The following is a 26,174-nucleotide window of genomic DNA, read 5'->3' as shown; positions in this document are numbered from 1 at the left end:
GGGAATAAATTATGAAATATTGTTTGGTCTGTAAAAATCCGATTCAAAATGCTACAAAAACAAGACAAGTAATTCATCATCTATCAAAGAATGTGCCTGCTTTCTTTTATCCAAGGTGCTTCTATCAGCTAATGCAGCTACTTTTATGTGAGAAATGTGTTTCAAATGCTATACTTTTGCTGAAGCATATCTGTAAAATGTGTGGTAGAGCATGTGCAGGACAACCAGAGCTATGCCGAGATTGTAGTCGACATAGGGAAGGGCTGAAAGGAAATCGAAGCGTAATCCAGTATAATGAATGGGCGAAAGACGTAATAAAACAGTGGAAGTATCAGGGCGATGAGCGATTGTATTCTATCTGTGCAACTTTGATATTATTAGGTTATCGGTTTCATTATGGTCTGAGGAGAAGGATTGATCTTATAAGTTACGTTCCAATGCACACGATTCGGTTACAAGAACGGGGATTTAATCAAGCGCAGAAGCTAGCCGAATATGTGGGGTATCATCAGAAAATTCCTTGTGTCCCGCTATGGGAGCGTCAAAAGGAAACCGAAAAGCAAAGTAAGCAAAAAGGACGGGCAGCACGTTTTGAAAGTATGCAGGATGCATTCGTGATTCATCCGAGCCTGCATACTACATCTCATTGTTTTCAGCCATTTTCTATTTGGCCAAAAAAAACCAGTTGGCGAGTACTGATAGTAGATGATATTTTTACAACAGGGGCAACAATTGAAGCATGTGCTAAGGTACTTTCGTACTATGCGAAAAAACAAAATCTTCAGTTATCCGTCTGTAGTCTCACATTGGCTCGTTAAATTATGGAAAAAAGAAAAACGGCAAATCTATTAATGCAAATTTGCCGATGAAAATAATAGGTAATTATGTTTTTCTGGTACAGAAGACTTATAATTGAGTTAGGATTTGTGGCCCATCTGCCGTAATAGCAAGAGTGTGTTCGTACTGAGCTGATAATTTTCCGTCACGCGTACGTGCTGTCCACCCATCTTCTTCATCTACGACTGCATGATAAGTTCCTACATTCAGCATGGGCTCAATGGTGAGAACCATGCCTTCCTTCAAGCGAACTCCTTTACCAGCAGGCCCAAAGTGTGGAACATATGGATCTTCATGCATTTTTTGGCCAATTCCATGGCCGGTAAAATCGCGGACGACTGAGTATCCGCGCTCTTCGGCGAATGTTTGAATAGCATGGGAGATATCGCCGATACGATTGCCAACAACTGCTTGCTCAATCCCTAGATACAGAGCCTCTTTGGTGGTAGTCAATAGACGATCAGCTTCCTCTGAGATTTGTCCTACTCCATATGACCAAGCAGAGTCGGCCAACCATCCGTTAAGATTAACAACCATGTCAATCGTTACGATGTCACCATTTTTTAATTCCTTTTTAGAAGGGAATCCATGGCAAATGACATCGTTAATTGATGCGCATGTGGCATAAGGATAGCCATGATAGCCTTTTTGCTCAGGTTTGGCACCATGTTCTTTTAGGTAACGTTCTACGAATTGATCAATTTCCCAAGTCGTAATACCTGGTTGAATCATGGTAGCAATTTTTTGGTGGATACTAGCCAAAATGATGCCAGCCTGACGCATGAGTTCAATTTCTTCCTTGGTTTTAATAACGATCATGGTAAGACCTCCATGTACTTGATATTTGCCTAAAGTTTATTCAGTCGACTAGAAAAACTGTACACGGCGCTGAATTCAAGCAATAAACATAAGTATAAGTAATGATAACATATATTTTTCATGCCAAAAACAAAGTGAATTAGGGAGGAATAAATTATGGGATTAGGACAACTAGCAAACTGTCCAATATGTGATGTGCTGTTTGTGAAAGGAATAAGAGATGTATGTCCATCATGCTATAAAGAGCAAGAGAAGCAATACGAATTATGTGCTAGCTTCCTGAGAAAAAGGGAAAATCGCGGTGCTACCATTTATCAATTGAGCGAAGGTACGGGTGTCGAGGTGAAAGAGATTACTCGATTTATTCGTGAAGGACGGATTTCAGTTCAAAGCAACCCGAACCTTGGATACCCATGTGAAAGCTGTGGGGAAATTATTCAATCAGGGGCTATGTGTACAAATTGCTCAGGTAAGCTACAACGTGAAATTACACAACAAATTGACGTTGAACGTCGTCTTACGGATGATGAGCGAAAAACAAATCAGGTCTATAAGTTTAGAAAAGAATAGGACTATCCAACCAAACGATTTTGGATGATTAGAAACATTAATCGTTTTCATAAGAAAAGCCGATGTTACTACTAGAGCAAGCAAACGGTGATTTTCTATCCTGTAGCTAAGAACATGCGGTCCGCTTCTTAAATATGGGGGGAGCCGTAAGTTCTTTCTAGCGCAAGTCTCAATGATCGAGGTGATAATATGCGTATTAATGAAACCAACCGCACAGGAATGATACAAGCCTATAATAAGGCTAATAAGGTGCAGCAGAATAGCCAATTAAAGCATAAATGGGGAAAAGATGAAGTTTCAATTTCTACTGAGGGAATGGAACTTCTCAAGCTAGGGGAAGAACAAGAAATGGACTCAGCTCGTCTAGCTAAAATTTCTGAACTAAAAAGCAAGGTTGAAAACGGTACATATCAAGTGCCTAGCGATCAAATCGCTGAGAAATTCATTGCTTTTTGGAAAAAATCGTAGAGGAGCGACAGGGAGCTCATGGCGCATGTAAACGAACTCTTTGCCGTGTTGGATAATTTGACGGAGCTTCACCAAGCGCTATATACACTAGCGATGGAGAAGCGAGAAGTTTTGGTAAAAAACGATATGCAACAATTAACTGACCTTGTCAAAAAAGAGCAACAGTTGTTAAAGGCTGTTCAGAGAACTGAGCTATTGCGTAAAGATATGACCAACACGATCTTTAATGAAAAGGGTGTAGCTGTTACGGATGGAACCCTACAAGATGTTATTAGATTGTGTACGGATGTAGAGATGAAAAATCAGTTAGCTCAGCGTCGGGAAGAATTACTCAGAGTCATTGGAAAATTGAAGGAAGAGAACGAGCAAAATCAGCAGTTATTGGAGTACTCCCTTGACTTTGTCAATATGAGCCTTGACTTGTTCACTGATCGACCGGAAGAGGACTTTATTTATAAAAACCCAGTGAATCAACAGTTACACTCGTCAATGAATCGTTCTATTTTTAACCACAAGGCATAGAAAGGAGTGTCCATATGAGATCAACCTTCCATCTACTTGAAGTAAGTAAGAGAGCATTGTTTGCACAACAGGCTGCTTTAAACGTAACAGGACACAACGTTGCAAATGCCAATACCATTGGATATACTCGTCAGCGCGTTAATATGGCTGCTGCGACTCCAATCCCGGGACCTGGAATGAATGCAGACCGTGCACCGGGTTTACTTGGTACCGGGGTGTATGCAACAGATATTCAACGCATTCGGGAAGATTACATAGATGGTCAATATCGGGCTGCGGCTAAAAATACAGGCTATTGGAATGACATGGTTAAAACGATTAGTAACATAGAGGATATTATGAATGAACCGTCCGAAAATGGCTTACAGAAGGTTATGGATCAAATGTGGAAAGGGTGGGAGGATTTATCCGGAGACCCAAGGAACCAATCTGTACGTTCTGTTTTACGGGAACGAGCGGTGGCAGTAGCCGACACATTTAATCATATGCACAACCGCCTTACACAACTACAAGATGATTTAAATAATGAGGTAGCCGTACAAGCCAACTCTATTGATTCTATTGCTAAGCAAATCGCGTCCATTAATAAACAAATTGGTGATGTTGTACCACATGGTTACCAGCCGAATGATTTATATGACCAACGCGATGTTCTCATTGATAAGCTTTCTGCGATGGCTGAGGTTAAGGTTACGCCAACAGAACGTGGCATGGTCAATATTACCATAGGTGGACAACCACTTGTGAACAATGCTACTTCTGTTGAAGTGAAAGCCACAAAAAACACCGCAACAGGAAAATTTGATGTTACCTTGGGTGGAGGAGAGTTTAAACCGCTTAAGGGAACGGGAACATTGTCAGCAGCAATTGAAGGAAGAGATGAAACTACGGCTAATATGCTACAAAAGGTGAATTCTCTCGCTGTTAATTTAGCTCGTGAGATAAATGAAGTTCATAAAACGGGCTACAACCTTGATGATATTAAAAATGGTACTCAGGAAGGTCTTAATTTCTTTGTTATTGACGGGGGAAAAGACAATCCGACAAGTGCAGCAAATATTAAAGTAAATCCTGAGATTTTAAAAAGCTTAGATAAAATTGCAGCAGCTAGAGCTGATGAAACAGGGAAAGTTAATGATGGAAATAACCAAAATGCTCTGGAGATCTCCAAAATTAAAAATAAACTAATTCCCGCGGGAACAGGCAACAATCCGAATGATTTTCCGCAATCCTCAACCATTGACGACTTTTATCGCCACACGATCGCTCAATTGGGTGTAGATGGTCAGGAAGCAATCCGTAATTTTAAAAATGCAGAAACGTCTTCAGACATGATTCTTATGAACCGTGAGTCTGTATCAGGAGTTGATACCGATGAAGAAATGACGAACCTTATCAAGTTTCAGAAGGCATATGGCGCAGCGGCTCGTGTAATGACCAGCATGGATGAGATCTTAGACAAAATCATTAATGGTATGGGGCGTGTAGGTTTGTAGGTTACTTGAGAAGAGCGTCGTATGTTGCGACGCTTTTTTTAAAACGGTATTTTGTACAACAGGAAGAGATGAAAGGGAATAACTTGTGTTTCTAACTCACGGGAGCATTACTCAATAAATAAAAATTGAGATAGACATGTACAAGGAGGCAAACCAAATGGCGATACGTATCACACAGAATATGATGAATAACACCATGGTACGCAATATTAATAACTCTATGAGCCAGATGAGTAAATCTTATCAGCAACTTTCTACAGGGAAACTAGTGTCCCGTCCGTCTGATGACCCAATCGTTGCTGCTAGAGGGATGTATTATCGAACTTCTCTAGTGGAAAATGAGCAATTTCTGCGCAATGCTGGACAAGCCAAAACATGGATGGAATCCTATGATACATCTATGGACGAGGTTGGAAAAGTATTTGGTCGGGTTCGTGATCTATTAACTGGTTCAGGTAATGGTACGTATTCAAAAGAAGAAACACAGAGTATTGCTGCTGAGATTGAAGAATTAAAAAAACATTTGGGTGATTTGGCTAACCAGACCGTGAATGGGAAGTATATTTACGGAGGCGACAATAATAATAAGCCACCGTTTGAAATTAAAAAACAACCTGGTACTGGTAAAGACGAGTTCGTTTTTACATCCAACGAAGGCAAAGTAGAAATGGAAATGAGTCAAGGGGTATTTTTCCAAGTAAACATTAGTGGGAAAAACATTTTTGATTCGCCAGCAGGTGAAAATATTTTTAAAACCTTAGAAGACATCGTAGGAGATCTAAACGCAGGGAATTCCGCAGCGGATTATTTAGAAAGAATGGACAATCACATTAATAACTTGCTGTTAGAGCGTGCTGCTTTAGGAGCGCGTTCTAATCGTTTAGAATTAATGACTGATCGACTTGATGCTGATAGTGTCAGCATTATTTCCATGATGTCTAGTAATGAAGATGCAGATGAGGCAGAAGTTATTACGAACTTAAAAATGCAAGAAAATGTACACCGAGCTGCTTTAGGGGCAGGCGCACGAATTATTCAACCATCGTTACTTGATTTTCTAAGATAAAGGCGGAAGGGGAGTAGTAGAATGCAACTAGCTTCTTTATCTATGAGATCTACTCCTCTCTTGCTAAACTTGCAAAGTCCGCATGGGAAGCAAGAGATTGAGCAGCCAAGAGCAAGCATGGAAATAAAACAGGAAGCGGCTATTCTGGAAATTCGCCAGCCTCAAGGGGAATTGCAGATTGATTCCAATGAAGCACGTGAAAATATCGATATGAGAGGCCCGTTACGGCGGTCTAGTGATAATGCCGAGTATGGCTATAACAAAGTAATGGAAGCGATTGAGCAAGCCGGAGTTGAAGGAGATCAACTGCGTGCTTTTGAACGTGGAGGTAACGCCATCGCTGAGATCGCTTTTGAAAAAAGCATCATGTTTTCGGGTGAAGGAGTCGTAGCTGCGGGTTCTCTTATTGGTGATGGTATTGAAATGCGTTATGAAGCCAAGCCCGTAGAGATTAAATTTACACCAAGAGGGGCAAAAATTGAGACAACCGTCAACCCACCTGTTCACAAATATACGCCTGCCAAGGTAGAGGCGTATGTAAAACAGTGGAATCGGCTGGATATCGAAGTCGTAGGTTTAAATGTGGACGTAGCTAGATAAGAGGTGTTGTCTGATGATGTATCAACAGGAAAAAATGGGAAAACTTTATATTGTAGAGGGTATGATTGGTTTTTCTAATTTGCATGAGTATCAATTAGTGCAAGAAAATCCAGAAATGCCTTTTTTGTCTCTTCAGTCATTGGAAGAACAGGGGATTAGTTTTTGGGTGGTAGATCCGTTTCTTTTCTTTAAGGATTATGAATTTGATCTACCTCGTTCAGTGAGAGAAGCCTTGGAGATTACGGAAGAATCTCAGGTGGTGATTTTGTCAGTCATGACAATACGAGGAAAAGACCAAATCACAGTTAATTTAAAATCACCTCTTGTCATTAATGTGGAAAACAGAAAAGCTACACAATTTATTCTGCAAGGAGATCATTACAATTTGCGGCAGCCCCTCCTTTTACAAAAAGAGAAGCCAGTGACAAAGTAGGTGATAACTATGTTGGTATTAGCGCGTAAAAAAAATGAGTCCATCATGATTGGCGATCAGATAGAGATAAAAGTGATTGCAGTTGAGAAAGACTTTGTCCGTATCGGCATATCGGCTCCACGCGATATTAACGTTCATCGAAAAGAAATATATGTAGCCATTCAGGAAGAGAATCAATTAGCTGTACAAACAAAAGTAGATTGGGTCCAACTAGCCCAATGGTTAGGAACTGAAAAAAAACTTGAAGATGAATAAGCTTCAAGTTTTTTTTTTGGTCTTTTTTAGTTTCCTTCATTTGTAAATAAATAGTTTTGTTAAAAAAGCTATGAAAGGTATAACGAATTACCGATATATGTAGTATGAGAAGTTAGTAATCTAATGTTACATGCGATTAGAAATTTACTGAGCTGAGCTATCAATGATCTATTGTCTTGGAAAGGAAATATTTGAATACCATGGAAAAATATTGGGGTGTTATGCGAGGAATGATTGGACTGTCAACGACTTGTGGAGAGGCAATCGAATTACTACATGAGCGTTTGCATCAGAATCAGATCCATGAAATGGCCTATTTAATGGCAGATATCGCTGATGCATGCAATCAATTAGAAAAGTCAACAGGGATGATTTCGCCTTTTTTGCTAAAAGACAACCGTCTGGAAGAATTAACAAAATTCAGAACTGAAATACTAGAGAAGTTGGTAGGTGCTTTTGAACAATCGGATCAGGTGCTAGCAATTCAAATATTATCGTCCCAAATGATCCCATTACAAAAAGAGTGGCAGGAGGAAATGACACATCATGTAGTCCCTCACGTACTCTCATAAGTATGTCTTCAACAAAATTTGATAAACAGTAAGGAATATGGGGGAATCTGCAAATGTCGACAACAACTAAGAAAACGCTTGTGCCGGAGTATATGCTATCTTTCCAATGCATCGGTACAGAGTGCGAGGATACTTGTTGTGCTGGATGGAAGGTCACGGTTGATCAGGATACGTATAAGAAATATAAACGTTTGAAAGATGAAGAATTGTCACCAATTATAGATCGGAATATAAAACGAGTTCGCTCTAAGGCCTCAACTGGTAATTATGCCAAAATTATGATGGATTCTTCAAATAGCTGTGTGTTTCTGAACGAACAGAAATTATGTAGTATCCAACTAAAAAAAGGGGAAGATTATCTCTGTAATACCTGTAAAACCTACCCTCGCACCTGGAACAATGTGAATGATGTTGTTGAGCGAGCAGCAACCATCTCCTGCCCAGAAATAGCGAGATTAGCACTTCTTAACCCAGAAGGAATTGGATTTCAAGAGCAATTAGAGAGTGTTGAGGTAGGTTTGCACTTCGCTGGCCATATCGATACCTCTAAGCATATAAAAGGGAAAAAACTCCAAAAATATTTCTGGGAACTGCGAATTTTTACGATTCAAGTCTTGCAGTACCGACAATATAAGTTTGAGGATCGCTTACTATTTTTGGGGTTATTCTTTCAAAAGGTTCAAGAATATGTGAACAATTCTGAGGTAGATCAAGTTTTACAGCTTATAGGTTCCTATACCAATATGCTGCAAAGCGGTACCATTGATCAAATGTTTGCCGATGTGCCTGTTAACCATACCATTCAGATGAAGTTGTTAAAAAAGTTGACGGATCAACGTTTCATCGAAGGTGGAGTTCATGGCCGTTATATAGAGTGTTATACAGAGTGCTTGTTGGGACTTGAGCATTTCGAGGGTATGGAAGAGGAAGGCACCCTTTCTAGATATATAGACGCTTATGAAAACTATTACCAACCATTCATGAAGAATCATGAGTATATTCTAGAAAATTACTTGGTAAATCATGTGTTTTCCAAGCTCTTCCCAACTGCTCTTGATAAGGATATTTTTGAAGAATATGTTATGCTCGTTATTCGTTATGCATTGATTAAATTGCAATTAATCGGAATGGCTAGACACCATAAAACAGCGTTTTCTACAGACCATGTTATGAAGCTTATTCAATCATTTGGACGAGCTGTCGAGCATAATCAGTCCTATTTAACGAAAATGAAAGGCTTGTTGGAGGAAAATGGGTTCACGACAATGGGATATATGTCCATTTTAATCAAAAATTAAAACACAGAGTCAAAAGTCATACAGAGCTGTAGCTCTATCCAAATAATAGGAACCAGTCAGGCCTGCTATATGGCTGTTCGTTATTATTTTAACGACCATACCTACCTGAACGAAAGGGGCCCTCTCATTTGATGGGGTCTCTTTTTTTATTTTAATGAGGAAAAGAGCGCTACCACTCAATTTCTACCAGCAATATGCCGATACTTTAGATAGAAGATGAAGATGACGGAGGGATTACTGTGGAAATTCGTCAAAATGGAAATGCAGGTTCGAATCCTCAAGAGCTAACCAAGCCACCATTAGATGCTACTATAAAACCGAAGCCTTCAACAGAAAAAGACGTGGTGCAAGCTATTGAGCATAAGGATGCTTTTCAAAAAGAATTACAGAAGGAAATATCAGCTTTAAATAAATTTATGCAAGCAAAAGAAACGCATTTAAAATTCAATCTACATGAAAAATTAGGTGAGTACTATGTACAGGTGATTGACAATCAGACTGATGAAGTGGTCAGAGAGATCCCGTCTAAAAAGATGATGGATACAGTTGCCCAAATGTACGAACTAATTGGAATTATGGTTGATCGAAAAATTTAGGAGGGGTTCAAAATGGCAGGTCCAATGAGAATATCTGGTTTAGCTTCAGGTCTTGATACTGAAACAATGATTCAAAAATTAATGAAAGCAGAACGATCTCCAATGGAGAAATTGCTTCGTAAGCGTCAAAAAGAAGAATGGACGCGCGACAGCTATCGCGAGCAAAATGCATTATTGCTAGAGCTAAATAATAAAATAAGTAAATTGCGTCTGACTTCAGATTTTACAAAGCAAAAAGTATCTTCTTCCGATGACGCTAAAGTAACAGCAAGTATTACAAAGAAGAATTCTACAACGCAGTACGATGTATCTAATGTTCAGCTTGCGAAACCGGGTACTGGTGTTTCCGTGAAGTTTAAGGTTAGCGATGATATCAAGGATAGTAATACTGAAATAAATAGTTCCTTTGATTTTACACTGAAGGGTACTGATGGCTCAGACGAAGTCACCATTTCAGTAGGTGAAAAAGACACAATTGAGTCGGTTTTAAATAAAATTAATAGTGAGTCCAGTAAGACCGGCGTTAAGGCTTTTTATTCTAATACGGACAAATCTATCGTTTTCACATCTCAGGTACCTCCAACTGAGGAAAATACTGCTCAGGAATCTGCTATTAAAATTACAACTAGCGGTGGAGGTAATAAGCTTAATATTACTGAGGGTGAGATAAAACAAAACTTTACTAAAGTTGATTCTACAGGAACACCTGAATCAAATTATACGAAGACAGGCTTTACAGGTGCACAAGATTTTAAAGGCATCGTAAAACAAGCCGGAAAAGCTACTGTAAATGGTGTTGAATTTGCTTTAGATTCCAAAAACACACTTGATTTTGATGGTATGAGCTTTACTTTTAAAGATAATATCGGTGTCGGTGATAAAAAAGTAGTCATTACTACAGCCAAAGATACGGAGCCAGTTATGACTGCTATCAAAGAGTTCGTCGATACCTACAACAAGGTAGTCGATCAATTTAATAAAAAGATGACAGAAAAAGTGTACCGCGATTTCTACCCGCTTATTGATGAAGAAAAAGAAGCAATGAAAGAAAAACAAATCGATAAATGGGAAGAGAAAGCGAAGAGCGGTCTGTTAAAAAGTGACAGTATTTTATCTGATGTGCTCACACAGATGCGTAGCTCGTTCAATACTCCTGTAGAAGGAGTAGAACCGCCAAAAAATACACTTGCTAGCATTGGAATCGGTCCAAAGAAATCCGATGGTCTGGGCAGTAAGTTTGATTACATGGAAAACGGTAAGATATACCTTGATGAAGAAAAGCTTAAAGATGCCTTGTCAAATGATCAGGAAAGAGTAATTGCTCTCTTCACAAATGGTAGCGGGATTACTTCAGGATCTGATTCATTCAAATCCCAAGGTCTTGCTCAACGTATTTATAGTCAGACGAATGCTGCTATGAAAAAAATTGGGGAAAAAGCGGGTCGGACAGGTACAACCAGTGATAATAGCCTAATTTCAAAGGATATCCGAGATATCAACACTCGCATTAATGCTTGGGAGAAGAAACTAAAAGATAAAGAAACAAGTCTGTGGAAAAAATACTCGGCCATGGAGCAAGCGATTAATAAGCTAAATGCTCAAGGCTCCAACCTGTTATCTAAATTCGGTGCGTAATGGTTTTGAGGAATAAGGAGGGGAATGCATGAATCAGACGGCTGCACAAATCTATCAACAGAACCAAGTGAAAACAGCCTCGCCAGGCGAGCTTACGTTAATGCTGTACAATGGAGGCATCCGTTTTAGTAAAGAAGCAAAGATAGCTTTGGAGAAACAGGACGTTCAAAAAGCTCATCAGAGCATTATTAAGGTACAGGATATTATCCGAGAATTAATGGTTACGTTAGATCAAAACGTAGCAATTTCTGAGCAGTTTATGCTGATGTATGATTATATGTATAATCGTACAATTGAAGCGAATTTGAAAAAGGACGGCGCCATTATCACGGAAGTAGAAGAGTTTTTTGTGCAATTCCGCGATACATGGAAACAGGCAATACTGATTGCCAGAAGGCAGCCAGAAGGAAATCAGATATAATGACACATGTTTCTGCGATGGATGTAGCGAGCAATATCCTTATCCTTACTGAAAAACTAATGGAAATCCTGAAGCATGATGAAGAGCCGAATCCCGATGAGTGGAACTCCGTCCTTGAACAGCGAGAAGAGCAAATTACGCACCTAGGTAAACTGCAAGCACTAGGCATAGACCTACAAGCACAGGAAAAGGAATTATTGCAGAAAAGCTATCAGCTTGATCAAGAAATCCTTTCTCTGATGAAGCAGCAGCAAGCAAAAATTGAAGAACAGCTACATCAGGTAAACAAGGCGAAAGTAGCAAACAAACAGTACGCTGGTGAAACGACTCATGTTGCCTATGGAGCTTTCTTTGACAAAAAAAATTAAGATATATGCTAGTTTTTACACGAAAAAATGGTCGAGCAATCGACCATTTTGTTTCTTGCTAAAGCCCTTGGTGAGCCAAAAAGAATTTATGGCATCACATCTGCTGGAATACGTTGACCGCAAGCCTGACAAGGCTTGTGGTATTCAATTCTCTCACCACAATAACAAACAAGACCAATCATACGAGCAGGGCTTCCTACCACAAGCTGATGAGCCCCTACGTCCCTGATGACCACAGAGCCTGCTCCTACCATAGAATAGGCACCGATGGTTGTTCCACATACGATAGTGGCGTTCGCTCCTATGGATGCTCCTATCTCGACTTTGGTCGGTACCACTTTCCAAGCGCGATTGCATGCACGTGGGAACAAATCGTTCGTAAATGTCATATGGGGTCCGAGAAATACATTATCGTCAATCTCGACCCCATGATAGACAGAAACACCATTCTGAATCTTGACGTTATTCCCGATTTTTACCCCTTGATCGATGTAAACATCCTTACTAATGATGCATCGGCTCCCGATTGTACTTTGCTCTCGAATTTGTGCATTGTTCCAGATTTTTGTTCCAGCTCCAATCATGGCTTGCTTAGACACTTCTGCTGTTGGATGAATAAAGACATTTTCATGTGTCTGGTGAGACATAATTTGCCCCCTCGTCAGTCAGTTTCCCTTTTTGGAAAAGGATTATTTTTTTCCTTCCACAAATTACGCAGATGTTGCACGATGCTCCTCTTCTTAACGTATTACTAATAGAGGGTTTTAATTACGGAGACGAGGGGGAATGAACGTGAGGATACCCATCATTGATTTGACGGACGAGGTAGAATTGCTCTGGAATGAGATTAACAGTGCTGTCCAGGAAGTGCTACGTTCGGGCCATTTCGTACTTGGTAACGAGGGAAAAACGTTTGAGAAGGAAGTAGCTGACTATTTGGGATGCAAACATGCAATCACGGTAAATTCAGGTACGGATGCGTTATTTATCGCGTTGAGGGCTTTGGGAATTGGAGCAGGAGATGAAGTGATCGTCCCCTCCTTTACCTTTTATGCTACGGCTGAAGCTGTTGAGCTAGTCGGAGCGACTCCGGTGTTTGCTGAGATTAACCCAGATACATTCAATGTAGAACCGGCTGATATAGAGTCCAAAATTACCGAGCGGACAAGAGCAATTATTCCTGTTCATCTATATGGACATGCGGCTAAAATGGAACCGATGATTACGATTGCACAACAATACGGGTTAGGACTTATCGAGGACACCGCACAGGCATTTGGTGGAGAGTACTGTGGCAAGAAGCTAGGAACCTTTGGGCATTTTGGATGTTTTTCCTTTTATCCCACTAAGAATTTGGGAGCATATGGTGATGGAGGCATGTTAACCACAGATAACGATGAACTGGCAGAGATAGCTCGCAAATTACGTACCCACGGCTCGTTGATACCTTATCAAAATGAACTTACAGGTTACAATTCGCGTTTAGATGAATTGCAAGCCTGTATTTTACGTGTGAAGCTACCTTATATTAACCAATGGAACGAAGCAAGAAGAGAAGCTGCCCAGCAATACAATCAGATGCTAAAAGACGTACCAGGCATTGTAACGCCAAAGGTAGCAGGATATGCCAAGCATGTGTATCATCAATACACGATACGGGTGAAACATGGCTTACGCGATGAATTGCACCGTTATCTGCATCAGCAAGGAATTGGTGCAATGTTATATTATCCTACTCCTGTGCATCAACTGCCAGTATACCAAGCAACACAACAGCCTAAGCTAGCTGTTACAGAGCAAATGGCAACTGAGGCGTTAAGTTTGCCGATGTGGCCGCGTATTACCTTAGAAATACAACAGCGGGTAGTACATGCAATACAGAGCTTCATGGCTAAAGTAGGATAGGGCAAAGGGGCGAAACTTGCTGGTGAAAAGCAAGGGTTCGCTTTTTTCTTTGTTTTTTTTGACAGTAGAAATATTTTTTACTTTTTCATCTAACTCTAGATATTCATTTGCTATAATGAATTCGTTCAGAAATACATGCTTGGGCAAGTGAGGTTACTAACATGAATGTAAAAACATTTTTTGCGGGAAGAAATCGTTCGTTATTACTTGTTCTATTTATTGTGTTGGTTTTAATACATACCATTTATTTAAATGGAAGTGTAAGTCAACTGCTACATCCGGCGGCAATTGAATTAGTTGGGCTATCTGTCATTATCTCGTATGCTATTAAGTGTAAACATATTAAAATCAAACATTTATTTCGATTATTGATCCACGGCAGAGAAAATAACATCGAAGAGACGATCAAGCGTTTTTATCAATACTCGGTTGTTTTAAAAGAGAAAGGCTACATTTCCTTGGAAAAAGAATTGATGGACGAGCCTGATTCATTTGTTCAGCGGGGGGCGTTGCTGGCGATCGAAGGTGTATCGGAGCAAGAACTTCGTATGATTTTAGAAAACGAGTGTAAGGGTGAACAGCATCGCTACCAGCAAATGGGCGGAATGTTTCGATTGGTTGCCCTGCTGGCGCCTGGAATGGGGCTGGTTGGGACGTTATTGGGGATGACAGGAGTATTACAAACCCTGTCTGATTTTACGCAGACAGGCCAGAGCCTAAGCACAGCGGTGGTAGCTACCTTGTATGGAGCCTTGCTAGCCAATCTGTTGGCGTTGCCATGTTACTATCGGTTAATGGATATTCATGATCAGGAAATGTTTGAAAAGCGGCTTTATATGGAAGGATGCGTAGGGCTACAGCGTATGGAAACTCCACGAATTTTGTTTGAAAAACTAAATTCCTTTTTACCTGCTGATCAAAAGCTAGTACTCTTAAAAATGCCTGGCAGCATGAAAGGAATTATTGAAAGGCAGAGCGAGTATGCAGGATGATCGTCTGTATGATGAAAAGGAGCTAGAGAAAAGCTGGCTATTAAGCTACAGTGATTTAATTACCTTGCTGTTTATAATTGTCATAATCATTGCGGCGATGTATTCGGCTCAGGTCAAGCAACAACAGCAAGAGCTTCAGCAGAAGGCATCTGAAACGACGGAAAAGGCCGAAATAGCAAAAGCTGAGCAAGCCGTAGCTGAAATGAAAAAGAAAGCATTGGAAGCAGAAATCCGCGAACTGTCTGCAAAGCGTGATGTCAAGGCGATTGGTGCCGGGCAACAAGACGAACCAGTAGAGCGGAATATACAGGTAGTGAAGGAAAAAGTGGGAGAGGCCTTGCAGGAGTTCCATATCCCCTTTGTAGAGCAAAGCGATGGAGTGATGATCCGTTTACCGGAAAATTTGTTGTTTGCTAGCGGATCAGCCGATTTAGCTCCAGATGGTCAAAAAGTCATAGACAGGCTAGCTGATGTATTACAAAAATTTCCTCATCAAGTGCGAATTGAGGGGCACACAGATGACAGTCCCATTACAAAAAGCCAGTATGTCGCTAACTGGGATCTATCTCTTGCGCGTGCAAAGGCCGTTATGCAGGAATTTGTTCAAGAACGAGGGTTATCTCCAGCACGATTCATTGTCGCAGGCTTTGGAGAAACGAAGCCTCTTGTAGAGAATACAACAGAAAAAAATCGCCAACAAAATCGCCGTGTGGAAATTACTGTATTAAGCAAGCAGACAGAATGATGGTATGATCAGCATAACGATTTATAGTAATGAATGATATATGTTTCTTTATAAGACCTCCTTTTTGAGATGAACAATAGGAGGTCTTTTTTATTTATAGATGAGCCAAAAAAACTGTGGTGAACGAGAAAGAAATGCTTTTTCAGAGTTATACACAAAAAACGAGTTCTTGTGCACAACTTCTTGTGGATAATGTGGACAACTTTGTGGAAATGCACAATTATGGGCAAGGTTACCCACAGCTGGGAAAGATAGAGCATAAATTATTTAAATAATGAAGTGGATAGAAAGCGATGTGAGCGAGTGTCGAACCTAGATTATGCTATAGCTGTGGATAAAGAATAAAAAAGCAAAAAAGTCTTATGTGTCCAATATGTGACATGATTTTGTTATATAGATTGAAGAAATTTTTCGAGCTAGAATACAATTAATCGACAATATCTGTAGGTGGGGAAGCCGTTTTCGAGAGCCAAATAAATTTTAAATCTCACACTGGTAATTATAGCTAAAAATGTATCGTAATTCCCTGCGTTTATAGGGTAAAGACCACGTCTCTCAACGCTAGATCGAGTCTCTTGTAGCACTCCATTTTCTGGTAAAATTACATATATGGAAATATGTTTAGCAAAAAATATGTGGGAGCGCTTTCCTGCTTTTACTACGGCAGTAAAGGCTTATTTGCTTGTAACATTAAGCCTTTCTAAGGCTGCTATGAGATGTTTAACAAAAAAATAAAGACCACGTTGAAATTTGTCGATAATCCAGCATTTGACTTTACCATAGGCAAGGTGTATAGTCAGATCATGGATTAACAAATAGTCCACAGTTTTCTTATGAAAGGAATGTTTAATACATGCAAGGAAAAGTAAAATGGTTTAATGCAGAAAAAGGTTTTGGTTTCATCGAGCGCGATGGAGGCGACGATGTATTCGTACATTTCTCCGCTATCCAATCTGAAGGTTTCAAAAGCTTGGATGAAGGTCAAACTGTAGAGTTTGATATCGTTGAAGGCGATCGTGGTCCTCAAGCGGCTAACGTAACTAAAATCTAATTGATTTTATAATCAATACCCCCTAGGATAACTTAGGGGGTTTTTGGTGTTTATTTACACTAAAATTATTTGTTTCAAAAAAATCGAAATAGGTTTAAAATAGAGACAAGCCTTACTTGCTGTGTTGACGAAAGATTAAAATCAAGTGAAAATTTTTAAACATTTTGTCTTTTTTTCACGAATTTTGTTAAAACGAAAAGAAGAAACAGCAGGTTTTAATTACGTCTATGTAGAATACAAATAGCATAGACGGAAGGAGGTTGTGTCCATGAACTACAATATTCGTGGCGAAAACATTCAAGTTACAGAAGCTCTTCGGGAGTATGTAGAGAAAAAGATAAGCCGTCTCGAACGCTATTTTGACAATCTAGGGCATGTAGAGGTACATGTGACAATGCGCGTGCTTCGTGGAGAAGGAACTATTGAGGTAACCATTCCGATGACTGGCGTTATTCTCCGAGCTGAGGAAACTCACGACGATATGTACGCAGCAATTGATTTGGTTGTCGAAAAATTAGAGCGTCAAATGCGTAAGTACAAAACAAAAATCAACCGTAAACAGCGTCATGAATCAGGGGCTAAAGCGATGCCGAATATGGAAGCTTCCTCTGTAGCTGTAGCGGATGAAGAGGATGATGTACAGTTTGATATCGTAAGAACGAAGCGATTCAACTTAAAACCGATGGATTCAGAAGAGGCCATTATGCAAATGGAACTTCTGGGCCACAACTTCTTCGTCTTTGAAAACAGTGAAAGCAATGATGTAAATGTAGTCTATCGTCGAAATGATGGACGATACGGGTTAATAGAACCAAAATAAACGTATACAATCATTAAAAAATTTAAAAATATATACAAAAAGTGGTAAAGGGGTTGTCGATTGGCAACTCCTTTACTTGTGTTTACTGATAGAGATTTGGTAAAATAGATTGTTAGAAAGTACCCTTAGGGGAACGGTGGAAGGGGTGTCCCTATGTTAGGGCTTGTAAAGAAGCTTTTTGGCGATACAAATGAACGTGAATTAAAGAAATTAGTTAAGCGTGTAGACAAAATTAATGCGTTAGAACCCCAAGTAACATTACTTACTGATGACCAATTAAAGGAAAAAACGGCGGAATTCCGTGCTCGTTTGGAAAAGGGAGAAACGCTGAATGATATATTAAACGAAGCATTTGCTGTAGTGCGTGAAGCGTCCAAACGTGTATTGGGGATGCGTCACTTTGATGTACAGCTAATTGGTGGTATGGTCCTGCAAGAAGGACGCATTGCTGAAATGAAGACTGGTGAAGGTAAAACCCTTGTAGCGACCTTAGCTACGTACTTGAATGCCTTGGCTGGTAAGGGTGTTCACATTGTAACAGTTAACGAATACTTAGCTGAGCGTGACTCCAAGATTATGGGTGAGCTGTACCAATTTCTTGGCATGACAGTAGGTTTGAACATAAACGGTATGAGTGCTGAACAAAAACGTGAGGCATACAACTGCGATATTACGTATGGTACAAACAACGAGTTTGGGTTTGACTACCTGCGTGACAACATGGTGCTTTATAAAGAGCAAATGACACAACGTCCTTTGCACTATGCAATCATTGACGAAGTGGATAGTATCCTAGTCGACGAAGCGCGTACTCCACTGATCATTTCCGGATCAGCTAATAAATCTACTGAACTTTATTATATTTGCTCCCATTTTGTAAAAAGACTGGAGCCTGAAACGGATTTTAGTATTGATGAAAAACTAAAAATCGCTACTTTAACCGATGAAGGTGTGAGCAAGGTTGAAAAAGCGTTTAACGTGGACAATTTGTACGATACCAACCATGTTACACTTAACCACCATATTACATCGGCTTTGAAGGCTCAGGTTCTGTTTAAACGTGACGTTGATTATGTTGTGCAGGATGGCGAGGTTGTGATCGTAGACGAGTTCACAGGGCGTCTGATGGTGGGTCGTCGTTACAGTGATGGTTTGCATCAGGCGATTGAAGCGAAGGAAGGGCTAAAAGTACAGAGCGAAAGCATGACCTTGGCAACAATTACGCTGCAAAACTACTTCCGTATGTATCAAAAGTTGAGCGGTATGACCGGTACAGCTAAGACTGAGGAAGAGGAATTCAAAAAAATCTATGGATTGGACGTAGTTGTGATTCCTACAAACCGCCCAATTCAACGTATAGATATGGCGGATGCGATATATAAATCCGAGGATGCCAAATATCGTGCGGTAGTAAAAGAGATCGTGGAGCGCCATAAAAAAGGACAACCTATTTTGGTTGGTACCATTTCCATCGAAAACTCAGAGAAACTATCTCACCTATTGCGCCAAAAAGGTGTACCACATAATGTACTCAATGCGAAGCAGCATGAACGTGAAGCAGAGATTGTTGCTCGCGCGGGTCAATTCGGTGCAGTAACCATCGCTACAAACATGGCTGGTCGCGGTACAGACATTCAGTTGGGTGAAGGGGTACCTGCAATAGGTGGTCTGCATATCATCGGTACAGAGCGCCATGAGAGCCGTCGTATTGATAACCAGCTACGTGGACGTGCAGGCCGTCAAGGGGACCCGGGTTCCTCTCAATTCTTCTTGTCCCTACAGGATGAGCTTATGCGCCGTTTCGGAGCTGACAACATCATGAATATGATGGACAGACTCGGAATGGAAGAAGATATGCCGATTGAAAGCCGTCTTGTATCCCGTGCTGTTGAATCTGCTCAAAAACGAGTAGAGGGTAGCAACTTTGATGCACGTAAAGTTGTCTTGCAATATGACGACGTAATGAATAAGCAACGCGAAGTCATCTATAAGCAGCGTAAAGAGATTCTTGAGCGCGATAATCTGCATGATATCGTTGAGGGCATGATAAATAGCGTGATTGAGCGTATAGTTCAGGCGTATTGCCCGAAAGAACAGATTCCAGAAGAATGGGATCTAGAGGGTCTGCTTGAAACATGCGTAAGCACATTCTTGTTCGAGGATGCGATTACGGTTTCTAATCTGAAAGGAAAAGAAGCGGAAGAGATTGAGGAGATGTTGAAAGAGATTGCTCATAAGCAATTGAAACAACGTCAGGAAGAAATTGGCGATATGATGGCCGAATTCGAAAAAGTGGTTGTTCTACGTGCTGTTGATAGCAAGTGGATGGATCACATTGATGCAATGGAACAATTGCGCCAAGGTATCCACCTGCGTGCCTATGCTCAGACTGATCCATTGCGTGAGTATCAATTTGAGGGATATGAGATGTTCCAAGGCATGATTGCAAGCATTGAAGAGGAAGTATCCTTGTATATCATGAAATCGGAGGTTGGACAAAACCTTGAGCGTCAGGAAGTAATTGATGCTGAGAAGCTAAAAACGTCTGGACCATCTGATGAGGCTGGAGCATCTGAGCCAGAGCAAAAAAACAGAGCACAACGCCGTGCAGATAAAAAGAAAAAATAAAACAGGCCTGAGAAGAAAGCTGCTGTTCAGTTGAATGGCAGCTTTTTTTGCATATAATAAGAGCAATAAGACTGAAATGGGGGAGACAATGGTAACAGCGGAGATAACCTCATGGCTCTTAAAAATTTTATTCTTATTAAACTTTTTGTTTGCCATCGTGGTTGTTTTTTTAGAGAGACGTACCCCTGTTTCTACATGGGCATGGTTAATGATCTTATGGTTTATTCCTGTTCTTGGATTTGTTTTATATCTTATGCTGGGACAAAATTTAAGTCGAAAGAAAATTTTTAAGTGGGATAAGCATGTTTATGCTTATATGAAGCGAGAAGTAGTTAAACAGATGGAGCAGCTCAAAGCCAAGAAGCTCCAGTTCCATGACCCTGTTGGCAAAGAGTATCAGGACTTAGTGTATTTACATCTAAACAATGATGAAGCACTACTGACCCAAGATAATCAGGTAGAGATTATTACGGATGGTTTGCATAAATTTGAACGCTTGTTTGAAGATATTCGCCGGGCGAGCAAACATGTCCATTTGCTGTATTACATCATCAAAAGCGATGAGCTTGGCAATCGACTGGCTGATCTATTATGCGAAAAATCACGGGAGGGAATAGAGGTTCGAGTCCTGTACGATGAGAGTGGGTCACGTTGGCTCTCTAAGGGGCTGATACGTCGAATTAGGCAAGCAGGTGGACAGATTGAGCCTTTCTTTCCTTCCAAGATTCCGCTACTAAACCTGCGTGCAAATAACCGCAATCACCGAAAGATAGTTGTTATTGACGGAGAAATTGGCTATATTGGGGGCTTTAACATTGGAGATGAGTATTTGGGCAAAAACCCTGCCTTCGGTTATTGGAGAGATACGCATCTAAGAATACAAGGCTCAGCGGTGGATGATTTGCAATCACGCTTTATGCTAGATTGGAAGCAAGCATCTGGGCGGGACATGGCCTTTCGAAATTATTATCAAGCTTCGTCTGCTCCCCGTGGGGATATTCCCCTACAAATCGTTTCAAGTGGCCCCGATTCACAATGGGAGCAAATTAAAAATGGGTACATGAAACTAATAGTAACAGCTAAAGACTATGTGTATATCCAGACCCCGTATCTAATCCCTGATGACAGTATTTTGGATGCGTTGCGCATTGCAGCGTTATCTGGTGTCGATGTCAAAATTATGATTCCGAATAAACCGGATCATCCCTTTGTTTATTGGGCTACTTATTCAAATGCAGGTGAGCTATTACGAGCTGGGGCAAAGGTATACACCTATGAGAATGGCTTTATGCACGCTAAAACGATTGTTGTAGACGATAAGCTTTCCACAGTAGGAACTGCTAATATCGATGTGAGGAGCTTTCGTTTAAATTTTGAAGTGAATGCGTTTCTCTACCATTCCCATACGGCTAAACAATTGGCTAAACATTTCTTAGCTGATATAGAGCTTTCATCTGAATTAACACTGGAAAAGTATAGACAACGTCCATTATCTATTCGATTAAAAGAATCGATTTCACGGTTACTGTCGGCCATTTTATAGGAGCCCACATGCTATTCGGGGCTCCTTTTTTGTTTGATAAGAGTAATACGAAAAACGGTTTTTTCTAAAGGATTTTCATCCAATTCCAGTAGACCTCCGTGCAATTTAACAATCTTATGAGCGATTGACAGGCCTAAGCCTGTTCCGCCATCGGTTTGTCGAGAATGATCTCCTCTGACGAAAGGATCAAATATATGACGCTGTACATGGGCAGGAATGCCGGTACCATTGTCTGCAATCTCAATGATGATGGAATCGTTCTGCTCCTGAACAGCAATTCGGACGTTCGTTCCTGGCGGATTATATTTAATCGTATTGGAAATAAGATTGCTTATGACTCTGCTCATATGCCGGTAATCAAAATCGTACAAAATTTCGTTTTCGGGCACCTGAATATGTAATTTAAATTGTTTTTCTTCCATGTCATCTAAAAAATCGACTGTAATTTCTCTGATGAATTCACATAGATCATAGGTACGAATGGAGAGGGGATACTGACCATCATCAAGTGTTAAAAAGTCAAATAACGAATTAATCAAAGCATTTACACTCTGCGATTTATTATATATAAGCTGCAAATAACGTCTTTTCTTTTCTTCATCCACCACCATATCATCCTGTAGGGCAGAGGCGTATCCCTGAATGCTTGTGATCGGTGTTTTAAGATCATGAGATATATCCATGAGCATACGTTGCTTACTTTCTTCCAATTTTTCCTTCTCAGCGCGAGTCGCTTCTAATTTATCTGCCAAAAAGTTAAAAGCATCGCGGATTTTTCCGAATTCACTTTCCGCTTTTAGATGAATACGAGCTTGATAGTCTCCATCGATCATCTTTTTAATAGCAACGGTGATCGTATGAAGAGGAACACTAATTTTGCGAGCTGTCCACCGACTATATAAAAAGATGATAATAATGATCGGGACAAATAGGAGCAAACATGATTTAAGGATAATCTTGCTGACCTGAGATACCGTATGATCAAAATTTTTAAAGTATTGAATGTCAATGTTAATGCTGTCTCGGGGAATTTTGACCAAGCAAATATATTTCTTATTACTTTTGGTAGTAAATGGCGCAATGGAGTAGTAATAGAGCTGCTCCTCCGTATTGTCTAAAAACTGATAGAGCTGTTCCTCCGTATAATGGTAAATGGAATCCATTTTCACACCGATAACATGAATGACTTGGTGGTTAGAATTGAGGATTTCTACCCAGCCCCCGTTTTCCAAAATGGCATTTGCCCTAATATTTTCGTAGTCATCCGATACGATGTCCTTCGCCCGGTAAATGGGAGATAAGCCTTGTTCAACGCTTGAGTTGATTTGATAGACGAGATAACCGAGCGCTATCGTTAAAATGGAGCTAATAATAAATATAAAGATGCTATAATTCCATAATAATGTAGAGTGTATTTTTTTATGTTTCATTGTGAGCTGACCCTCTTTGCTTGGATGAAAAATGAACCAGCTTATAGCCTAGACCTCGAACTGTTTTTACATAAAGCGGTTTTTTAGGATCTGGCTCTATCTTATCCCGCAATTTACTAATATGAACCATGATGGTGTTATCGTCACTGTAAAAGGGATCTCCCCATACCTTTTCAAAGATCTGGCGTTTGGTAAAAACACGATTGGGCTGCTCCATAAACATCTCAAGCATTTTATACTCCGTTGATGTTAAAGGGATTTCTACCTGATTCCTGCATAGGATGCATTGCTGCTTATGTAAAGTTAAATCGCCTACAGTAAGAACGGATAGAGCCTGTGTTGTCTCATCGTTTAATGGATTCAGATGGTAGGAACGTCGTAGTTGTGCTTTGATTCGTGCTACGACCTCTAAGGGATTAAACGGCTTGGTAATATAATCATCTGCCCCCATGCCTAATCCTAAAATAATGTCGTGATCTTGGCTGCGAGCTGACAAGAAAATGACGGGGAGCGTGTAGTCCTGACGTATTTGCGTAAGCAGGTGCAAACCATTTAGCTTAGGCATCATAATATCAATTAAAACTAGATCTATTGATTGATTCTGGATACAGAGAAGGGCTGCTTCTCCATCTGAGGCTTCAATGACTCGCAGGTTTTCTTTTTCTAGATATAGCCGCAGTAGCTCGACTATCTCCTGCTCATCATCGGCAACCAGGATTGTCCGATTCATTCTCTTTTCCCTCCGCTAAGTCTATAAGTAAAACACTACTCACTATTCTACACGTTTTGGAAAAACGTGGTGATATTTTTAGGAAATAGATAAAATTTCATCGTCAACAAAACCTAGAAAGGTTGCACCAGTCTTATTTTCAGCTACAATAAACAATAAGAAAATGAGTTTTAAAGGAGTAGATAGAATGGCACTGATCGACGTGGCTGATGTAAAGCAAGAAATGGCTAGTCTGTCCAAACGACTAACGGATATTAGGGGGTCTCTTTGACCTCCCAGAAAAGCTAGAGCGCATTGGTGAATTGGAGGAGCGGATGTTAGCTCCAGATTTTTGGGATGATAATGATGCTGCACAAAAAACCATTGGAGAGCTTAATGGGATCAAAAGTCTAACAGATACGATGGGACGTCTGGATGCCTCTTATGACGACTTACAGATGATGCTGGAGCTAGTGATTGAAGAAGGCGATAGTTCTCTTATTTCCGATCTGTATCAGAGTACACAGGATTTAAAGAAGAACTTTGAGGACTTTGAGCTAGAATTGTTATTGAGCGATCAATACGATAAAAATAACGCTATTTTGGAGTTGCATCCAGGAGCTGGTGGAACGGAGTCGCAGGATTGGGGTTCTATGCTACTGCGGATGTACACACGCTGGGCTGAACGCAAAGGCTTCAAAGTAGAGACGCTGGATTATCTGCCAGGTGATGAGGCAGGGATCAAAAGTGTTACACTGTTAATTAAAGGACACAATGCGTACGGATACTTAAAGGCGGAAAAAGGGGTGCACCGATTAGTGCGTATCTCGCCGTTTGATGCTTCAGGACGCCGTCATACTTCCTTCGTATCGTGCAACGTCCTACCAGAGATTGAAAACGATAAAGAAGTAGATATTCGAACTGAGGATTTAAAGATTGATACGTACCGTTCCAGTGGTGCAGGGGGACAGCATATCAACACGACAGATTCTGCCGTTCGTATTACTCATTTACCAACTGGTATAGTTGTGACGTGCCAAACCGAGCGTTCTCAGATTAAAAACCGCGATCGGGCTATGAAGATGCTATTAGGCAAGCTGTTCGAGCTACAGAAGCAGGAGCAAGAGAAAACACTAGCTTCGATTCAGGGAGAACAGAAGGATATTGCTTGGGGCAGTCAAATTCGTTCATATGTATTCCACCCGTACAGCATGGTGAAGGATCATCGGACAAATATGGAGGTAGGCAATGTGCAGGCAGTGATGGATGGAGAGCTTGATCCATTTATTGATGCTTATCTACGCTCCCAATTGCAATAAGCTTGCGTGCATGCTGACAGAAGAAGAGGCTGAAGAATGCTAGTTTTTTCAGCCTCTTTTTTTACTAGAAAAGAATTTAGAAATAAAAAATAGAAAAAGTATTGCATTTACCAGATTGCTATGTTAGACTATAGAAGTCAACACGATGCGGGTGTGGCGGAATTGGCAGACGCACCAGATTTAGGTTCTGGCGGGCGACCGTGGGGGTTCAAGTCCCTCCACCCGCACCATTTATCTGCCGGAGTGGCGGAATAGGCAGACGCAACAGACTTAAAATCTGTCGGGAGTAATCCCGTACCGGTTCAAGTCCGGTCTTCGGCACCATATAAGAACAGTGAGCACTTTTGCATAATTGCAAAAGTGCTTTTTCGTTTTTTGCGTAGTTTTTTAAGTGCGATAATTTTTATTTATTGCTCTTTTCTAAAATGTTTTACAATCTTATGAACACTGATACAGAAGCTGAGAAAACGCATACTACTATGATATACTACATTTAGCAAATTACACCAATTTGGATGTAGCTTAGCTAATGGTAAAAACAGAGAAGCAAGTGAAGTAAAGTAGCACAGGTACAAACGGTAATGGCTATATAGTCTACTGCTCGTTTGTACCTATTTTTAGTTGCAAAGGAAAGGGAGGCATTCAAAAAATGAAACGTTTAGCAACTGTATTGATGGTAGGAGCGCTTGCTGTGGGATTAACAGCCTGTGGTGGACAACAATCACAACCTGCACCGGAAGAGAAGCCGGCGGCAGAGAAGGCAAGTGGAGATACAGCGACTGCATCAGCGGGAGAAGAAAAATTCAAACAAAGCAGTTGTGTTGGCTGTCACGGTGTGGACTTGAAGGGAGCAACCGGTCCTTCCCTAGAAACAATAGGTAGCAAATACAATAAAGATGAAATATTAGAGATCATTAAAAATGGAAAAGGCAGCATGCCAGCCAACATGTCTAAAGGCGAAGATGCAGAAACAATTGCAGCTTGGCTAGCAGAAAAGAAATAGAACGAACGAATAGGGTGAGGTCCTTGGATCTCATCCTTTTTAGCCAAAATAATATTTGTAATCAATTAGAATT

Annotated in this window: 28 protein-coding genes and 2 tRNA genes; 26 read left to right on the top strand and 4 right to left on the bottom strand. The window is 40.4% G+C overall.

Features of this window, described 5'->3' with window-relative positions; translation table 11 throughout:
• Positions 1 to 11: 11 nt before the first annotated feature.
• Positions 12 to 818, top strand: coding sequence for a ComF family protein (locus tag O0550_RS07410; protein ID WP_258425956.1), 807 nt, complete (start codon positions 12 to 14; stop codon positions 816 to 818).
• 88 nt (positions 819 to 906) lie between these two features.
• Here O0550_RS07410 and map read toward each other — a convergent pair whose 3' ends face one another.
• Positions 907 to 1,656 carry a type I methionyl aminopeptidase gene (gene map / locus O0550_RS07405; protein ID WP_003344539.1) on the bottom strand — a complete coding sequence of 250 codons (750 nt, stop codon included), beginning with the start codon at positions 1,654 to 1,656 and terminating at the stop codon, positions 907 to 909.
• Positions 1,657 to 1,812: 156 nt separating this feature from the next.
• On the opposite strand from map, the gene O0550_RS07400 reads away from it, so the two are divergent.
• The 14 genes from O0550_RS07400 to O0550_RS07335 all read left to right on the top strand — a co-directional run bounded on the left by O0550_RS07400 (position 1,813) and on the right by O0550_RS07335 (position 11,956).
• Positions 1,813 to 2,226, top strand: coding sequence for a TIGR03826 family flagellar region protein (locus O0550_RS07400; RefSeq protein ID WP_003334307.1), 414 nt, complete (start codon positions 1,813 to 1,815; stop codon positions 2,224 to 2,226).
• 189 nt (positions 2,227 to 2,415) lie between these two features.
• Positions 2,416 to 2,694, top strand: coding sequence for a flagellar biosynthesis anti-sigma factor FlgM (gene flgM / locus O0550_RS07395; protein ID WP_003334308.1), 279 nt, complete (start codon positions 2,416 to 2,418; stop codon positions 2,692 to 2,694).
• 18 nt (positions 2,695 to 2,712) lie between these two features.
• The gene (locus O0550_RS07390; protein WP_003344535.1) at positions 2,713 to 3,216 is read left to right on the top strand and encodes a flagellar protein FlgN; all 504 of its coding nucleotides are present in this window, start codon (positions 2,713 to 2,715) and stop codon (positions 3,214 to 3,216) included.
• A 14-nt stretch (positions 3,217 to 3,230) separates the two neighbouring features.
• Positions 3,231 to 4,712, top strand: a complete 1,482-nt coding sequence (flgK, locus tag O0550_RS07385) for a flagellar hook-associated protein FlgK (RefSeq protein ID WP_003344533.1) — start codon at positions 3,231 to 3,233, stop codon at positions 4,710 to 4,712.
• Positions 4,713 to 4,869: 157 nt separating this feature from the next.
• Positions 4,870 to 5,778, top strand: coding sequence for a flagellar hook-associated protein FlgL (gene flgL / locus O0550_RS07380; RefSeq protein ID WP_003334312.1), 909 nt, complete (start codon positions 4,870 to 4,872; stop codon positions 5,776 to 5,778).
• Between the two features lie 21 nt (positions 5,779 to 5,799).
• Positions 5,800 to 6,378 (top strand): DUF6470 family protein, encoded by a 579-nt coding sequence (locus tag O0550_RS07375; RefSeq protein ID WP_003344529.1) that lies wholly within the window; start codon positions 5,800 to 5,802, stop codon positions 6,376 to 6,378.
• Between the two features lie 13 nt (positions 6,379 to 6,391).
• A complete protein-coding gene (locus O0550_RS07370; RefSeq protein WP_003334314.1) occupies positions 6,392 to 6,811 on the top strand; it encodes a flagellar assembly protein FliW in 420 nt (139 codons plus the stop codon).
• Positions 6,812 to 6,820: 9 nt separating this feature from the next.
• The gene (csrA, locus tag O0550_RS07365) at positions 6,821 to 7,066 is read left to right on the top strand and encodes a carbon storage regulator CsrA (RefSeq protein WP_096886491.1); all 246 of its coding nucleotides are present in this window, start codon (positions 6,821 to 6,823) and stop codon (positions 7,064 to 7,066) included.
• 200 nt (positions 7,067 to 7,266) lie between these two features.
• Positions 7,267 to 7,638 carry a DUF8042 domain-containing protein gene (locus O0550_RS07360; protein WP_258425955.1) on the top strand — a complete coding sequence of 124 codons (372 nt, stop codon included), beginning with the start codon at positions 7,267 to 7,269 and terminating at the stop codon, positions 7,636 to 7,638.
• Between the two features lie 53 nt (positions 7,639 to 7,691).
• Positions 7,692 to 8,936, top strand: a complete 1,245-nt coding sequence (gene fliB / locus O0550_RS07355) for a flagellin lysine-N-methylase (RefSeq protein WP_258425954.1) — start codon at positions 7,692 to 7,694, stop codon at positions 8,934 to 8,936.
• 239 nt (positions 8,937 to 9,175) lie between these two features.
• Positions 9,176 to 9,532: a flagellar protein FlaG gene (gene flaG / locus O0550_RS07350; RefSeq protein ID WP_003334318.1), complete on the top strand. Its 357-nt coding sequence runs from the start codon at positions 9,176 to 9,178 to the stop codon at positions 9,530 to 9,532.
• A gap of 12 nt (positions 9,533 to 9,544) precedes the next feature.
• Positions 9,545 to 11,167, top strand: a complete 1,623-nt coding sequence (fliD, locus tag O0550_RS07345; RefSeq protein ID WP_258425953.1) for a flagellar filament capping protein FliD — start codon at positions 9,545 to 9,547, stop codon at positions 11,165 to 11,167.
• A gap of 28 nt (positions 11,168 to 11,195) precedes the next feature.
• The gene (gene fliS / locus O0550_RS07340; RefSeq protein WP_003334320.1) at positions 11,196 to 11,588 is read left to right on the top strand and encodes a flagellar export chaperone FliS; all 393 of its coding nucleotides are present in this window, start codon (positions 11,196 to 11,198) and stop codon (positions 11,586 to 11,588) included.
• On the top strand, positions 11,588 to 11,956 hold the full coding sequence (locus O0550_RS07335; RefSeq protein ID WP_003344519.1) for a flagellar protein FliT: 369 nt from the start codon (positions 11,588 to 11,590) through the stop codon (positions 11,954 to 11,956). Before fliS ends, O0550_RS07335 begins: the two co-directional genes overlap by 1 nt.
• Before the next feature lie 86 nt (positions 11,957 to 12,042).
• On the opposite strand, the gene O0550_RS07330 is transcribed toward O0550_RS07335, so the two are convergent.
• A complete protein-coding gene (locus tag O0550_RS07330) occupies positions 12,043 to 12,603 on the bottom strand; it encodes an acyltransferase (protein WP_096886494.1) in 561 nt (186 codons plus the stop codon).
• Between the two features lie 139 nt (positions 12,604 to 12,742).
• Between O0550_RS07330 and O0550_RS07325 the strand changes: the two genes are divergently transcribed.
• The 7 genes from O0550_RS07325 (at position 12,743) to cls (ending at position 21,640) form a co-directional block, all read left to right on the top strand.
• Positions 12,743 to 13,861: a DegT/DnrJ/EryC1/StrS family aminotransferase gene (locus tag O0550_RS07325; RefSeq protein ID WP_096886495.1), complete on the top strand. Its 1,119-nt coding sequence runs from the start codon at positions 12,743 to 12,745 to the stop codon at positions 13,859 to 13,861.
• 161 nt (positions 13,862 to 14,022) lie between these two features.
• On the top strand, positions 14,023 to 14,853 hold the full coding sequence (locus O0550_RS07320) for a motility protein A (RefSeq protein ID WP_003334326.1): 831 nt from the start codon (positions 14,023 to 14,025) through the stop codon (positions 14,851 to 14,853).
• Entirely contained in the window at positions 14,843 to 15,598 is a 756-nt protein-coding gene (locus O0550_RS07315; protein ID WP_258420459.1) for an OmpA/MotB family protein, read from the top strand. The genes O0550_RS07320 and O0550_RS07315 overlap by 11 nt, the downstream gene beginning before the upstream one ends.
• A gap of 853 nt (positions 15,599 to 16,451) precedes the next feature.
• On the top strand, positions 16,452 to 16,649 hold the full coding sequence (locus O0550_RS07310; RefSeq protein WP_003334330.1) for a cold shock domain-containing protein: 198 nt from the start codon (positions 16,452 to 16,454) through the stop codon (positions 16,647 to 16,649).
• Between the two features lie 268 nt (positions 16,650 to 16,917).
• Positions 16,918 to 17,469 (top strand): ribosome hibernation-promoting factor, HPF/YfiA family, encoded by a 552-nt coding sequence (hpf, locus tag O0550_RS07305; protein ID WP_003334332.1) that lies wholly within the window; start codon positions 16,918 to 16,920, stop codon positions 17,467 to 17,469.
• Between the two features lie 153 nt (positions 17,470 to 17,622).
• Positions 17,623 to 20,097 (top strand): preprotein translocase subunit SecA, encoded by a 2,475-nt coding sequence (secA, locus tag O0550_RS07300; protein ID WP_003344509.1) that lies wholly within the window; start codon positions 17,623 to 17,625, stop codon positions 20,095 to 20,097.
• An 88-nt stretch (positions 20,098 to 20,185) separates the two neighbouring features.
• Positions 20,186 to 21,640, top strand: a complete 1,455-nt coding sequence (gene cls / locus O0550_RS07295; protein WP_022586192.1) for a cardiolipin synthase — start codon at positions 20,186 to 20,188, stop codon at positions 21,638 to 21,640.
• Between the two features lie 11 nt (positions 21,641 to 21,651).
• On the opposite strand, the gene O0550_RS07290 is transcribed toward cls, so the two are convergent.
• Both O0550_RS07290 and O0550_RS07285 read right to left on the bottom strand, forming a co-directional pair.
• Positions 21,652 to 23,070, bottom strand: coding sequence for a HAMP domain-containing sensor histidine kinase (locus tag O0550_RS07290; RefSeq protein ID WP_258425952.1), 1,419 nt, complete (start codon positions 23,068 to 23,070; stop codon positions 21,652 to 21,654).
• Positions 23,060 to 23,800, bottom strand: a complete 741-nt coding sequence (locus tag O0550_RS07285) for a response regulator transcription factor (RefSeq protein WP_003334336.1) — start codon at positions 23,798 to 23,800, stop codon at positions 23,060 to 23,062. Before O0550_RS07285 ends, O0550_RS07290 begins: the two co-directional genes overlap by 11 nt.
• A 187-nt stretch (positions 23,801 to 23,987) precedes the next feature.
• Here O0550_RS07285 and prfB point away from each other — a divergent pair.
• From prfB to cccB, 4 genes are all read left to right on the top strand, one after another.
• Positions 23,988 to 25,098 (top strand): peptide chain release factor 2 gene (gene prfB, locus O0550_RS07280; RefSeq protein WP_096886499.1). Its coding sequence is split into 2 segments (ribosomal slippage): positions 23,988 to 24,068 and positions 24,070 to 25,098, totalling 1,110 coding nucleotides; the frame shifts between segments, so codons are not numbered across the junction.
• Positions 25,099 to 25,245: 147 nt separating this feature from the next.
• Positions 25,246 to 25,328, top strand: a tRNA-Leu gene (locus O0550_RS07275).
• A gap of 7 nt (positions 25,329 to 25,335) precedes the next feature.
• Positions 25,336 to 25,422 (top strand) — tRNA-Leu (locus O0550_RS07270).
• A gap of 325 nt (positions 25,423 to 25,747) precedes the next feature.
• Positions 25,748 to 26,101, top strand: coding sequence for a cytochrome c551 (gene cccB, locus O0550_RS07265; RefSeq protein WP_003344497.1), 354 nt, complete (start codon positions 25,748 to 25,750; stop codon positions 26,099 to 26,101).
• Positions 26,102 to 26,174 lie beyond the last annotated feature (73 nt).

Source organism: Brevibacillus halotolerans (assembly GCF_026891775.1).
Lineage (GTDB): Bacteria > Bacillota > Bacilli > Brevibacillales > Brevibacillaceae > Brevibacillus_B > Brevibacillus_B halotolerans.
Note: the sequence above shows the minus strand (reverse complement) of the source record. Positions and strands in the feature narration are given on the sequence as shown.

Bases quoted from the DNA above. Each gene is read 5' to 3' on its own strand.
- O0550_RS07290 (WP_258425952.1), bottom strand. From the start codon at position 23,070: ATGAAACATAAAAAAATACACTCTACATTATTATGGAATTATAGCATC.
- secA (WP_003344509.1), top strand. From the start codon at position 17,623: ATGTTAGGGCTTGTAAAGAAGCTTTTTGGCGATACAAATGAACGTGAA.
- O0550_RS07315 (WP_258420459.1), top strand. From the start codon at position 14,843: ATGCAGGATGATCGTCTGTATGATGAAAAGGAGCTAGAGAAAAGCTGG.
- fliD (WP_258425953.1), top strand. From the start codon at position 9,545: ATGGCAGGTCCAATGAGAATATCTGGTTTAGCTTCAGGTCTTGATACT.
- O0550_RS07325 (WP_096886495.1), top strand. From the start codon at position 12,743: ATGAACGTGAGGATACCCATCATTGATTTGACGGACGAGGTAGAATTG.
- O0550_RS07285 (WP_003334336.1), bottom strand. From the start codon at position 23,800: ATGAATCGGACAATCCTGGTTGCCGATGATGAGCAGGAGATAGTCGAG.
- O0550_RS07330 (WP_096886494.1), bottom strand. From the start codon at position 12,603: ATGTCTCACCAGACACATGAAAATGTCTTTATTCATCCAACAGCAGAA.
- O0550_RS07310 (WP_003334330.1), top strand. From the start codon at position 16,452: ATGCAAGGAAAAGTAAAATGGTTTAATGCAGAAAAAGGTTTTGGTTTC.
- O0550_RS07375 (WP_003344529.1), top strand. From the start codon at position 5,800: ATGCAACTAGCTTCTTTATCTATGAGATCTACTCCTCTCTTGCTAAAC.
- flgK (WP_003344533.1), top strand. From the start codon at position 3,231: ATGAGATCAACCTTCCATCTACTTGAAGTAAGTAAGAGAGCATTGTTT.
- map (WP_003344539.1), bottom strand. From the start codon at position 1,656: ATGATCGTTATTAAAACCAAGGAAGAAATTGAACTCATGCGTCAGGCT.
- cls (WP_022586192.1), top strand. From the start codon at position 20,186: ATGGTAACAGCGGAGATAACCTCATGGCTCTTAAAAATTTTATTCTTA.
- fliS (WP_003334320.1), top strand. From the start codon at position 11,196: ATGAATCAGACGGCTGCACAAATCTATCAACAGAACCAAGTGAAAACA.
- csrA (WP_096886491.1), top strand. From the start codon at position 6,821: ATGTTGGTATTAGCGCGTAAAAAAAATGAGTCCATCATGATTGGCGAT.
- hpf (WP_003334332.1), top strand. From the start codon at position 16,918: ATGAACTACAATATTCGTGGCGAAAACATTCAAGTTACAGAAGCTCTT.
- flgL (WP_003334312.1), top strand. From the start codon at position 4,870: ATGGCGATACGTATCACACAGAATATGATGAATAACACCATGGTACGC.
- O0550_RS07400 (WP_003334307.1), top strand. From the start codon at position 1,813: ATGGGATTAGGACAACTAGCAAACTGTCCAATATGTGATGTGCTGTTT.
- cccB (WP_003344497.1), top strand. From the start codon at position 25,748: ATGAAACGTTTAGCAACTGTATTGATGGTAGGAGCGCTTGCTGTGGGA.
- O0550_RS07320 (WP_003334326.1), top strand. From the start codon at position 14,023: ATGAATGTAAAAACATTTTTTGCGGGAAGAAATCGTTCGTTATTACTT.
- O0550_RS07410 (WP_258425956.1), top strand. From the start codon at position 12: ATGAAATATTGTTTGGTCTGTAAAAATCCGATTCAAAATGCTACAAAA.
- fliB (WP_258425954.1), top strand. From the start codon at position 7,692: ATGTCGACAACAACTAAGAAAACGCTTGTGCCGGAGTATATGCTATCT.
- O0550_RS07390 (WP_003344535.1), top strand. From the start codon at position 2,713: ATGGCGCATGTAAACGAACTCTTTGCCGTGTTGGATAATTTGACGGAG.
- O0550_RS07360 (WP_258425955.1), top strand. From the start codon at position 7,267: ATGGAAAAATATTGGGGTGTTATGCGAGGAATGATTGGACTGTCAACG.
- O0550_RS07370 (WP_003334314.1), top strand. From the start codon at position 6,392: ATGATGTATCAACAGGAAAAAATGGGAAAACTTTATATTGTAGAGGGT.
- flgM (WP_003334308.1), top strand. From the start codon at position 2,416: ATGCGTATTAATGAAACCAACCGCACAGGAATGATACAAGCCTATAAT.
- O0550_RS07335 (WP_003344519.1), top strand. From the start codon at position 11,588: ATGACACATGTTTCTGCGATGGATGTAGCGAGCAATATCCTTATCCTT.